Raw genomic sequence first — 11,758 nt, 5'->3', positions numbered from 1 at the left:
CAGGAAGTCCTGCGCGTTATTCGGCGGTCCCGCTGCCATGGGGCGTGTCGCGCCCTACAGGCCGGTGACTTTGCGTCACCACCTTTCGGTGGTTTTGCCTTTGTCGATGTGTTTCTGTTGCCTTGACTTGCCGCGTTCGGCGGCACGGTGCGATCTGATGTCTTCAGCCTGCCGGCAGGAAGTTCATCGGATAGACGATCGTCACCGCCGGCACGTCCTTGGCGCCGAAGTTGAAGCCCTTCACGCGGGCCACGATGTCGGAGATCAGCGCGGGCGCTTCCATTTCCGACGACTTCACTTGTGCCATCGACACGCTGCCATCCGGTTCGATGGTCAGGCGCAGGATGACCTTGCCCTGCAACGTCGCGTCGTTACGCAACTCGCGTTGGTACAGGCGGTACAGCGCGGACTTGTAACGATCGAAGACGACCTGGATCTCCTCGTCGGAACGTCCGCCACGCCGCGAGGCGCCACTCGTCGCGGAATCCTTGGCCGCGATCGCGTTGATGCCGCTGCTGGCCCGCGTCAGTGCCGTGCCCTTGATCGCCGCGCGCTCGCCACCACCGCTGCCGAAGCTGCGACTTTCGGCGGCAAGATTGATGCCGCTGCTGCCACCCGCGGCGCTGCTGGTCAGCATCGAACGTTCTGGACGCGCCGCGCCCGTATCGGTGCTGAGCTTCGCCGCCTTGCCGAGATTGGCCGCGGTGGGCATGTCGTCGACGGCCTTGAGCGCGTCCTTGAACGCAAGGATGCCCTGCGGCTTCGGCGTCTGCGGCTGGTTCGGTGCGACCGGACGCTCGACGTTCGCGACTTCGGTACGCGGCGTCGGCTTGTGTTCGACCTTGCGCTCGACCGGCTTCTTGAGTTCCGGCGGCGGCGGCGGCGCCTGTTCCAGCTTCTTCTGTTCCGGAATCACGGTGACCACGCGCTCGGGCATGTCTTCCGGCGCGAGCACCGGCTTCTCCGGAATCTTGATGAACGGGATCACGACGACGAGCAGCAGCCATACGCACAGCGCGATGGCCAGGCCCTTGCGCGAGCGCCGGTCTTCGTCGCCGCGCATCCACAGCATGAGATGCGGACGCACGCGGCCGGCGTCGAGTTCGCGCTCGACGATCCATTCGTTGCGTTGGCGGTCCAGCTCTTCCTGATGCTCGAAGGCTTCGTCTTCCAGCAGGAACAGTTCTTCGTTTTGTTCGCCGATCCGCTCTACCAGCGCGCCGCGGCGCGCTTCGACTTCGTTGATCTGGGCCCGCACCGCTTCGGTGCGGCGGCGTGCGCGGGCGATGTATCCGGCCGATGCACCGTTCGCGGCCAGGCCGTCCCAGAACAGATCCGCGCCGCCGACCTGCTCCAACTCTTCGAGCGCATGGCACGCCTGCTCGAGCAGCCGATGGCGGACGCGTTCGCTTGCGAAGCCTTCGAGCTCTTCTTCGATGACGGCGAGGTCGTGCGCGAACTCATCTAGTCGCGCACGTGCTTCCGCGATCTGTTCGGCGAGTGCCGCCTGGGCCTCGGCGGGATGGGTTTCAAGTTCCATTGCGTTGGTATCGGTCATGACCTGCCTCAACCACCGGCCGGCGCACTGCCGCCCGTTTCAAGCACGGCTAGCGACAACTTGTCGTACGCAGCCGCGGTGCAGGTAGTCATCACCTTGCGGATTACCTCGTACGGCAAGCCTCTGTCGGCCAGCACGGTGATCTCGCGATGGGCCAGCGCGGCCTGCTGGGCGGCGCCGCTCTTGGTGGTCAGCGGACGCGACAGGTACTCGCGCAACGGCTCGATCAACGCGGCGTTCGGGTCGCGGATCTGGTCCATCGACGCGATCTTTTCGCCCTGCACGAGCAGCATGTCCTTGGTGATCGTCACCACGACGGTCTCGGCGGGCTTGGCCTCGGCGGTGGAGAGCGGGATCTCCACGTTCTTCGCGTTCGGAACCACCTCGACTTCGGTCGAGTAGATCAACAGGAACGCGACCATCACCGACATGATGTCGATCATGGGGATCAGGTTGAGCTGCGGTTCTTCGTGTTGCCTGCGCGCGCCGCGGAACGGGTTGAGCGACATCCTCATGGTGCATCTCCCACGGCGATCTTCGGGAACATCGAAATGCGGCCGGCCGCATCGGGCGTGCCGGTGAAGCCGTTAGCGTTGGCGTTGGCCAGGTCCGTGCTGCGAATCGCGTCCATCACCTGCACCAGATGGTCGTACTCGACATCCGGAGCCATCAGTACCGAAGCCGTGTCGACTTCGACGTGCTGGCCCTTCAGGTTGGCCGCGAGGTTGGTCAGCTGCTTGAGCGGATAAGCCCCGTTCTCAACGGGCAAAACGGCGATCGAGTCGCGGCCGTTGGTCAGCTCCAGGCCTTCCTTGCGCACCATGACTTCGAGGCGGAAGGTCGGCTCGGTAGGCGCACCAGCGGCGGCGCTGGGCAGATCGAGCTGGATGATCGAAATGCGCGAGAACACGGCAGTCATCAGCAGGAACGTGATCATCACGCTGAAGATGTCGATCATCGGCACGAGCATCAGCTCGGTCGGCTTGGCCGGCGGTTTGCGACGGGGCATGAGACCCATGGCGTCTCTCCTGTGCTCTTACTCAGGCGGCCCGGATGTTCTGGACCGAACCCTGCTGGGCGGCGCGGTTGGTGCGCAGCGAAAGCACGTTCAAGTACTTGATCGCGGCCATTTCCAGGCTCTCGACCAGGTGCTGGGTGCGCGAGGTCAGGAACGCATGCATGAACAGCAGCGGCACGGCGGTGCCGAGACCGAACGCCGTACAGTTCATCGCCTCAGAGATGCTGGCCGACAGCATGTTGGCCTTCTCCGCCGGGTTGGCAGTCGCCACCGCGCTGAACGCGCCGATCAGGCCGGACACGGTGCCGAGCAGGCCGACCAGGGTCGCCAGGTTGGCGAAGGTGCCGAGGTAGTGCGTGCGCTTTTCCAGGCGCGGCACGACTTCCATCATGCCTTCCTGCATCGTCTTCTCGACGTCGTCGCGGCGGCGCACGGCGCCCTGCATGGCCAGACCGGCGCCAAGCAGGCGGCCGAGCGGGCTGTTGTCGTCGCCGACGATCTTGCGCGCCTTTTCGAAGTCGCCTTCGCTCAGCGACGGCTCGACCTTGACCCACATGTTCTTGGTCTGCTTCTGCGCACGCGCAATCGTGACCCAGCGTTCGACGGCGATCGCCAGACCGACGAGGCCGACCAGCAGGATCGGGAACATCATCGCGCCGCCGGCTTTGAAGAACTCCGCTACGGAATGAAACATGGCACTGCCCTCACTGAAAAATCGATGGAAGATCCGGGGAAACAAACAACCTGGGTGAAGCCTTGACTCACTCGCTGCCGGTTTTTGGTTCGTCAACCGTGAGTCCGTAGTAATCGAGTTCGCGCATGAACACGTCTTTGTCGACGGGCTGCGTGCTGTCGTCGAGCAGGCGCGAGATGCCTGGGGCATCAGCGAGCTGCGAGCTCTTCCACGGCACGATCACCAGTTCTTTCGGGGTCTCGTCGTTGCCGAGGATCGACAGGCCCGACAGCACCATGTCGCCAGCGGGTGCAGTTGCGCCCTTCTTCGCGTCAGCCGCGTTGGTTTTGGCTTCGTTCTTGGCTTCGTTCTTGGCTTTGCTCTTCGCGTCGTGCGACGCGGGCTCGGCGGCGAACGCCGTAACCGTCGCCAGCGAAAGACACAGGCTCAGGATCACGCGCATCACTTGCCCCCCTTCTCGGCGCGGGCACGCGCACTCGCGACCCAGCCGGCGACCTGCTTGTCGTCGGGCATCGCCTGTTGATAGGCGACGTAGTTGTCGAGCGCACAGGCGGTGTCCTTGAGGTACAGGTCGCAGAGCACGGCAAGGTTGAGCCTGGCGAAATGGAAGCCCGGCGCGGCGGCGAGCGACTTCTCGTACGAAGCGCGCGCATCCTCCAGCTTGCCCAGCTTGCGCTGCACCAGACCGAGTTCGTTCCAGGCGATCGGATGCTTCGGCTGCAGTTCCAGTGCCTGCTTCAGGCTCGCCTCGGCCTTCTCCAGTTCATTGGTCTTGGCGTAGGCGATGCCCAGATCCACATGCGCCGCGGCCAGCTTGGGCTGCTTCGCGATGATCGCCTGCAGCAGGGTGATGCCTTCGGCGTAGCGCTCCTGGGCCAGCAGGCCCGCGGCACGGGCGTAGTCGGAACGCGTCGCACCGTCGATCTTGGTCGACTCGACGATGGTGAAGCCGGTGTCGCTCACGTTCACGCCGGGTGCTTCGCGACGCGCGGCCATGGCCGTGGTCGCGACGTACACAAGCAGGAGCGCGCCGAGGCTCACGCAATGGCGCACGGCACGACGGATGTTCGGATCAGTGCGCGCGGGCATCGGCATCTCCGGTGTTGGCAGGCGTGGCGGGGGCCGTGCTTTCGACGTCGCTGCCGTCGTTTGTTTCGGCCGGTGTTGCCGACACGTTCGCAGGCGCCGCTTCGACAACCTTGGGCACCGGCTTGATGTACTCGTAGCGTTCGGCCTGGCCGAGGAAACCGGTGCTCGCCTCCGGACGCGCATAACGGGCCGGTACCAGCTGGGCCAGGCGCGCCAGACTTTTCTCGATCCATTCGCTGTGAACGCCGGCTTCGAGCAGCTCGATGTTCTTCTCGTGGAGAGCAATCGCCTTTTCCTCGAACGGGAACGCCAGTTCGTCGAGCTGGTCGTTGTAGTCCTGCAGCTCACCGCCCTTCAGGCTGTTCGGTCGCTCGGAGTCGTTGAGCGATCGGCTGAAGTTGGCGTACACCTCGCCCATGTAGAACGTGGCGGCCGCGGTGACGTCGGGCACTTCGTACGGCACCAGCGCGTTGAAGCCCTTGATCGCTTCCGCCATCGACTTCTGCTTGGCGGCCATGCTCTTCTCAAAGGGCAGCTTGAGTTCGAGCGACGCGAAGCGGGCGTACAGCGGCTCGGTCAGCACCAGCGAAGCGCGACCGGCCAGCGTGCGCGTGCGGGTGTTGCGCTCGGCGCCAGCCTTGGCGTCGGCCTGCACGACCTCCTGCAATTCGGCGCGGTAGCGCGTGTCGTCGCCGCGCGTCTTGTAGATGTCGGCCATGTGCTGGCGCGCTTCGATCGCATCGGCGGCGGGCTTTGGGAATTCGCCGACATAGCGGGTGTAAACCGCCAGCGCGCGATCGAAGTCCTTGGCGTCTTCATGCAGCTTGCCCGCGAGCAGCAGCGCTTCGGCGCGCAGCTTGGGATCGGCGGACTCGTTGGCGACGCGTTCGTATTCGCCGGCCGCGCTGCCCAGTTCTCCAGCCTGCTGGAAGGCGCTCGCGATCTGCTTGGTCGCGTCCTTCACCAGCTCGTGGGTCGGGTTGTCGCGGCGGAATTCGTCCAGCACCTGCGCGGCCGTCTTCCAGTCCTGCAGGCGCATGAGTGCGGCGCCCGCGTCGTACTGCGCGCCGGCGCGGATCTTCGAGGTCGGCGCCGCCTGCTTGATGCGCAGGAAGTGGTTGGCCGCAGTGCGGTAGTCGCCGGCGGCGTTGGCCGCCTCGCCCTGCTTGTAGATCGACGCAGCAAGGTTCTCGACCAGCGCGGACCGGGTTTCGTCATTGGCCGGCGTCGCGGCCAGGACCTGCGTGTAGGCCTGCTCTGCCACCGGGTATTCCGAGAGCTCGAACGACGAGTGCGCCACCACGGTCCACGCGGTGCGCTGCAGTTCCTTGCTCGCCGTCGGGAACTTTTCCAGCAGCTTGCGGCCGGCTTCGCGCGCCGCGACGTAGTCCTTCAGCTCGTACAGATCCTGTGCGGCCGCGACCAGCACGGTCGGTGCCTGCTCGTGCTTCGGGAACGTGTCGGCGAAGCGCAGCGAACTGGCGACCGTGGCGCGCTTGGCCTCTTCCTGTCCGGCGGCGGCCACTACCTTGAGATTTTCGCGATGCGCGAAGATCGCCGCGTAGCCCGCGGCGGCTGCCTTCTCGTGCGCCGGATATTCGTAGGCGGTGCGCTCGTACTGGGTCGCTGCACCACGGAAGTCGCCGTTCTCGCGCAACAGGTCGGCGAACTGGTAGTTCGCCGCCGGTGCGGTCGGATCGTCGTGGAAGGAATCGAGGAAGTCGCCGTACCAGCGCGAGGCTTCGGCGAAGCTTTCCTGCTTCTCCTTGGCCAGCGTCGGATCCTGGTAGCGCGCGTGGTAGTAGTTCGCCAGGTCCATCAGGTTGGACTTGACCGCGGCCACGACCTCAGGCCGCTCGCCGATCGCGTTGTGCTTCCAGTACTCGGCCTTCAGGCCGTAGTTGGCCGCGAACGCGCGCTTGGCTTCGACCACGAGTTGCGGGAAGCCACCGGTCTCGTAGATGCCGATGACGCGCAGACTGAAATCCGGCGACGAGGCATGGAAAGGGTAGAGTCCGACGAAGTCCTTGAAGACCGTCGCGGCGTCCTGGTAGCGCTGCTTGGAGAGATAGAACTCGCCCAGGTAGCGATACGCGTGATCTTCATACGGGCGATGGCCGAACTGGCCGAAGTACTCGCCGATGACCTCGGGACCGCCGAGGTTGGAGAACGACAGCGCGATGACGTTGAAGGTGTCCTCGACGCGACGATCCTCGGCCGGCGTGTGCTTCGCGCCGAGCACGTAGCCCTTCGATACCTTGTTGTCGATCAGCGCGAAATAGCGGTGCAGCGCCTCTTCGAAGGCACCCTGCTTGTAGAACGACCAGCCCAGCTTGAACAGCGCGGGCTCGTAGAATTCCGACGCCGCGCCCTTGGCGACGACGGCCTGGTAGGCGTTCTCGGAATCGCGGTACTTGCGCTGGGCGAAGAAGCTTTCGCCGCGACGGAATTGGACTTCGTCGACCAGCTTGGAATCCGGGTTGCTCTTGACCAGTTGCTCCATCACCGCCATCGCGTCCTCGGAGCGGCCGAGTTCGTCGTAGGCGCGGGCCTTCTGGTAGAGCACCTGGTCGCGGTAGGCGTAGTTCGGGAACTCGGCGAGCAGCTTGTCGTACAGCTGGATCGACTCGAGCGGACCCGATGCCGCTGCGACACCGGTGGTGGAAGCGGTGGCGATCGCCTGCTTCTCGTTCGCACGCTGCTCGACAGCGCGCTCGAGGTCAGCAGGCGCGCCAGCGACCGCCGCCTTGGTCGAGGACTTGGCCGCAGCCGAAATCTTGGTAACCGCATCCGGCGCCGCCAGCGCCAGCGACTTCGGGCCGGCGGTAGTCGGCGCGGCTGCTGTGGTCGCAGCCGTTGTGCTCGCGGCCGCAGTCGTCGTCGCCGCAGGCACGCGGTCGACCACGATCTCGGTCGTGCCGCGAACGCCGTATTCCTTTTCCAGCTGCAAGTCGGCCAGGCGACGCATCGCCTCCGGCGTCAGCTCGCTGGCCGGGGTTTCCGCCAGGAAGTGGCGATAGCCGTCCACGGCCTTCTGCAGGCCGTTGTCAACGCGCACATCCGTGGTATCCGGTTTCACCTCTCGCAACGAGGCGAGCGTGCCCGCGCGTTCGGTATGCGCGCACGCGGCCAACAGCGCGACCTGCACCGCGACTACGACAGTGCGAAGACGAAGCCTCATTTACCCTCCCCGGCCGATGCGCCCTTCGGCGCCGCCTTCGATGCATCCGGCGCGGCATCCGCGCCCTGCGCCTGACTGGCGCGGTCATAGCTGTCGGCGACGGCGTAGCGCGCCTGGGTCTGGTAGGCCTTCAGGCGTTCGGTGCGCGCGGTGAGTTCGGTGATGGCCACCGCCTCGATCAGCGAACCCTGCTGCTTCTGCAACTGGTTCACGCGCTCCAGCGAATCGCGCACGCGGTTGCGCAGATCGCGAATACCGTCGTCGTAACCGATGTAGCTGTGCACGCTGGCCTGGCGCGCGCGCACGAAGGACTGGTAGCGGACCTGCAACGCCTCAAGGTCCGTATCCAGCAGCGCCAGGTGCTCGTAGGCTTCCGTCAGCCGGTCCGCGTATTCGGTGCGCAGCTTCCAGTCGATCGTGCCGCGCAGGCGCTGCAGGCGTTCCGTCTGTTCGGCGCGCGCGGCCTCCGGCAGGCGCGCGATGGCGGCGGCCGTCGCATTGATGCGATCCAGCGCAATGCGTTCTTCCGCGGTGGCCAGCAGTTCGGGGCGTGGCTTGGTCAGCTGGTCCTTGAGGCGCCGGGCCAGGATCCTGCGCTGCTCGAGGCGCAGCTTGTACTGCGCGTCCAGTTCGCGGAACTTGCCGTCGATGCCGGGCAGCAGCGGCTCGTAGTAGCCGCGACGCTGGGCGATCAAGTCGTCGTACGCGTCGAAGCTCGACTGCCAGGATTCCAGCTTGCGACGCAGGTCCTCGAGATCGAGGTAGTTCTGCAGCGCCGTCTGGAAGTCGTGAGACGCCATCAGCTTGGTCAGGTAGAAGGTTTCCGGCGCGTCTTCCAGATCGCGCAGCTTCACCACCCACAGCTTGTCCTGATGGATTTCCTCGCGCACCAGCGCCTTGAGGAAGCTGCCGTCGCGCACGGCGTTGGTCGAGAACTCGAGCATTTCGAGTTCTTCGCCGAAGGACTTCAGGGCTTCGTCGTACAACACCGCGGCACGGCCATGCAGGTTCAACTTGCCGTAGGCATGCGGCAGGGCCAGCTTGGCTTCCTGCACGGCGCTGTCGGTGGAATCGCGCGTAGCCAGGATCTTCCACGGCACCAGCGCACGTTCGAAGTTTCCGGCCATGGCATCGGCCCAGCCGGCGCTCAGCAGCGCCTGGTTGGAATACGGTCCTTCGAGGCTGACGCGATCGAAGTAGCGCTGCGCGCTGGCGTAGTCCTTGGCCTCGAGCATCAGGCGGCCAAGCACCATGTTGGTCTTGTCGCGGATAGCGACGACGGCCTTGGAATCCTTGCGGTCCGGTTCACCGGCCTTCGCCAATTGCAGCTGGCCTTCGGCGGTCTTGCCGTCCTGCAGCAGTGCGATGCCGTAGTTGTAGCCGGCGAACCCTTCCAGGCCCTTCGCGCCCTGCAGCTTCTTCAGCACCGCAGCCGCTTCGGCCGGCTGGCCCATGGCGAGGTAGGTGTTGGCGCGCAGGAATTCGATCTCGTCGCGGATCTCCTCCGGCACTTCGCCGTGGATGCGTTCCAGCGCCTGCATCGCGTCCTGCGGCTGGCCCTTCTGGAAATGGATGCGCGCCAGGCGGAATGCCGCCTCGTTACGCACCACGTCTTCGACGTCCGCTTCCAGCACCGCCTTGATCGCGCGGCCGGCGCGATGGTGCATGCGGTAGTTCAGTTCGAAGTCGCCGACCGAAAACTCGGCATGGCCGATCAACGGGAACAGCGAGTCCAGCGTCGGTTCGTCGACGCGATGGTGCTGGGCCAACTCGGTATCGAGACGCTGCAAGGCCTCGAACCAGCGCCCCTGGTAGGCGTTGTACAGGGCTTCGCCGAAGTAGGGATCCTGCTCACCCGCAGTCGGCGCCGCATCGGCGGCCACGCAGGGGCCAAGCCCCGGCAGCACGACCAGTGCGAATCCCAACACGATGCTGGATGCGCGACGCATCGGGCCTTACCAGTCCGTGGCGGTGATGGAATCGCCGGACACGGTCAGGCCGACCAGCTTGGGCTTGATCTCCTTGCTGACCGCGACCGTCTGGCTGCGGCTGTAGGCCTCGCCGTTGGCGCGCTTGCCGCTCACGGTCACTTCGAGCTGGTGCTGCCCGCTGGCGATGTTGCCGGTGTACAGGCGCTGCACGCCGCCCTTCTGCAGGGCTTCGAGCTCCTTGAAGCTGTAGATGTAGTGCGCGGCCGGCTGGCCGTCGACTTTCACGTCCACCGAGTCCAGGCGCAGCGTGTCGCCCTTGGCGAGCTGCACGAAGACCGCGAAGTGCGTGTCGGACGGATACAGCAGCTTCTCTTCCAGCTGGCTGAGCTCGGCGGCAATGGACAGGACGTCGGACTTGACCTCCTGCACCTGCTCGTCCAGGCCCTTCATCTGCTCGCGATAAGCGTTGTCCGCGGCCCACGCGGGCACGCAGGCCGCGGCCAGCAGGAACGGCACAACCGCCTTCAGGAAAATCTTCTTCATGCAATCCGCCCTCACAGTTCCCCGGCCACGAAGACGCACTTCCCCGTGCAACCCGCGCATGGCGGGTTGCAGTGGTTTCGCTACGTGGATTTTTTGTTTCCCCTCGACCGGCGACTGGCGCTGCAGTGTTTCGACTGCTCGCGCTCTTTGTTATCTACCGGTTAAAACGGCGGCGATTAGACCAGCTGGCTATTCACGCGCAGTGAGATGGTCATTGCAGAACTTGGTACGCAGAGCGGCGGAAGGTGCGCATTTTTGTCAGAAGCCGACGCAACCTCTCAACGAAAATGTGATGAAGATCTTCAATGCTGAATGCGGCTCTCGGTGTATTCCGGCATCGAAAGTTGATCTGCATCTCAGATGTGCGCAAAGCAGTCGAGTCGCTGACGCCTGAGAAGTCGTTGCAAGCGTCACGCGCGAGTTTTGACGCGCGTCGCAATTGAGATGAGCTACAGAGCTGCTTCTGCTTCGGCGAACAGCAAAGTCAAAAGCGCCCCTCACCCGCCTTCGGCAAGAACCAGCACCCTCCCGGCGTGCGCGCAAGAGCTAGCATCCCCTTCTCCCCGCGTGCGGGGAGAAGGGGGCCGAAGGCCGGACGCCCGAAGGAAGCACCCTTGGGGTGTGAGGGGGAGCGAGCGCAGCGAGCTGCTTTGCTTCCGTCGTCGCGCACGTCGCAGACTTCGTCGCCCCTAGCCGCGATTCGTCGCAAATGCGTTGCCCGCATGGCAACCCGGCTGGAGCCTCGTCAGCAAAGCCGCGCCCTGCGGCCAATCCCGCTGGCCCTCGGAGCACCCACGTGCCGAACAAGAAACCCGCCATCGCCTCTCCAGCGAAGAGCGCCGTCGCGTCGCTGGCATTGGCGTTGGCATTGGCAAGCACATTCTTCGCCGCGACCTGCATGGACGCCCATGCCGCCGCGCACGACGCCTGCAGACTGTCCAAAGCCGCGGAGACGGATGCCCTCGTCCACGCGCCATTCGAAGTGGTGGACGGCCGCATCTACGTCCAGGCGCGGGTGAATGGCGGCGGCCCGTATCGGTTCGCCGTCGACACGGGTGCCAGCGGAATGGCCCGCGCCGATGCCAGCCTGGTGTCCGCGCTCGGGCTCACGCTGCAGGGGCAGGCAAGCAGTTCGGATGGCGTACAGACCGCAACCGTCGAAACCACGCATCTGGCGGCGCTCGAATTGGGCGGCCTGGCCCGGCACGATCTCGACGTCATCACCCGCGACTACAGCAGCCGCAAGGCGCCCGAGGCCGCTTTTTCCGGAATCATCGCGCGGGAATTCTTCGCCGATGGGCTGCTGGTCATCGACTATCCCAGGAAGGTCCTGACGTTCAACCGCAGCCACGCGCTGTCACCCACCGACCGCAACGTCTTGAGCTATGAACGCGCCTTCCGCGTCCCCATTTCCATCGGCGGAGTGCAGGCCCAGGGCAGCCTCGACACGGGCGCCAACGTGAGCTTCGTGCTTCCTCAAGCGCTGTACGCCAAAGTTGCCGCGGGCACGCTCGAACAAGCCGGACACGGGCAACTGACGAATGGCGAAATCGAAACCCAGCGGGCAACGATCCATGGCCCATTCCAGATCGGAGGCATCAGCGTTTCCGACGTCGAAGTGCGCGTCGCGGACCGCTTTCCCGAATTGCTCGTCGGAGCGCACGTGCTGCAGAACTTCGTGCTGATCATCGACCAGCGCTCGAAGACCATCGCGCTGTGTCGATAGGACCAGCCGGAGGACCAG

General features: G+C 65.0%; 10 protein-coding genes and 1 riboswitch. Of the genes, 1 reads left to right on the top strand and 9 read right to left on the bottom strand.

All coding sequences use genetic code 11. The features are described 5' to 3' along the window. Positions 1-19: 19 nt before the first annotated feature. Positions 20-109: riboswitch (cyclic di-GMP riboswitch) on the bottom strand. A gap of 54 nt (positions 110-163) precedes the next feature. From ACYVGK_RS03410 to ACYVGK_RS03370, 9 genes are all read right to left on the bottom strand, one after another. Then, positions 164-1,558, bottom strand: coding sequence for an AgmX/PglI C-terminal domain-containing protein (locus ACYVGK_RS03410; protein ID WP_460731825.1), 1,395 nt, complete (start codon positions 1,556-1,558; stop codon positions 164-166). Positions 1,559-1,566: 8 nt separating this feature from the next. Beyond that, on the bottom strand, positions 1,567-2,073 hold the full coding sequence (locus ACYVGK_RS03405) for an ExbD/TolR family protein (RefSeq protein ID WP_460731824.1): 507 nt from the start codon (positions 2,071-2,073) through the stop codon (positions 1,567-1,569). Next, positions 2,070-2,576, bottom strand: a complete 507-nt coding sequence (locus ACYVGK_RS03400; RefSeq protein WP_460731823.1) for an ExbD/TolR family protein — start codon at positions 2,574-2,576, stop codon at positions 2,070-2,072. Before ACYVGK_RS03400 ends, ACYVGK_RS03405 begins: the two co-directional genes overlap by 4 nt. Before the next feature lie 22 nt (positions 2,577-2,598). Beyond that, positions 2,599-3,270, bottom strand: coding sequence for a MotA/TolQ/ExbB proton channel family protein (locus ACYVGK_RS03395; protein ID WP_460731822.1), 672 nt, complete (start codon positions 3,268-3,270; stop codon positions 2,599-2,601). Between the two features lie 67 nt (positions 3,271-3,337). Then, positions 3,338-3,712, bottom strand: a complete 375-nt coding sequence (locus ACYVGK_RS03390; protein ID WP_460731821.1) for a hypothetical protein — start codon at positions 3,710-3,712, stop codon at positions 3,338-3,340. Continuing rightward, on the bottom strand, positions 3,712-4,359 hold the full coding sequence (locus ACYVGK_RS03385) for a tetratricopeptide repeat protein (protein WP_460731820.1): 648 nt from the start codon (positions 4,357-4,359) through the stop codon (positions 3,712-3,714). The genes ACYVGK_RS03390 and ACYVGK_RS03385 overlap by 1 nt, the downstream gene beginning before the upstream one ends. Then, entirely contained in the window at positions 4,343-7,540 is a 3,198-nt protein-coding gene (locus tag ACYVGK_RS03380; RefSeq protein WP_460731819.1) for a tetratricopeptide repeat protein, read from the bottom strand. Before ACYVGK_RS03380 ends, ACYVGK_RS03385 begins: the two co-directional genes overlap by 17 nt. Next, positions 7,537-9,489, bottom strand: a complete 1,953-nt coding sequence (locus ACYVGK_RS03375; protein ID WP_460731818.1) for a tetratricopeptide repeat protein — start codon at positions 9,487-9,489, stop codon at positions 7,537-7,539. Before ACYVGK_RS03375 ends, ACYVGK_RS03380 begins: the two co-directional genes overlap by 4 nt. 6 nt (positions 9,490-9,495) lie before the next feature. Beyond that, a complete protein-coding gene (locus tag ACYVGK_RS03370; RefSeq protein ID WP_460731817.1) occupies positions 9,496-10,014 on the bottom strand; it encodes a hypothetical protein in 519 nt (172 codons plus the stop codon). 796 nt (positions 10,015-10,810) lie between these two features. Here ACYVGK_RS03370 and ACYVGK_RS03365 point away from each other — a divergent pair. Then, on the top strand, positions 10,811-11,740 hold the full coding sequence (locus ACYVGK_RS03365; protein ID WP_460731816.1) for an aspartyl protease family protein: 930 nt from the start codon (positions 10,811-10,813) through the stop codon (positions 11,738-11,740). The last annotated feature ends 18 nt before the right edge of the window (positions 11,741-11,758 follow it).

This window comes from Lysobacter tyrosinilyticus (assembly GCF_054779815.1).
This window is presented reverse-complemented; position numbering and strand designations above follow the sequence as displayed.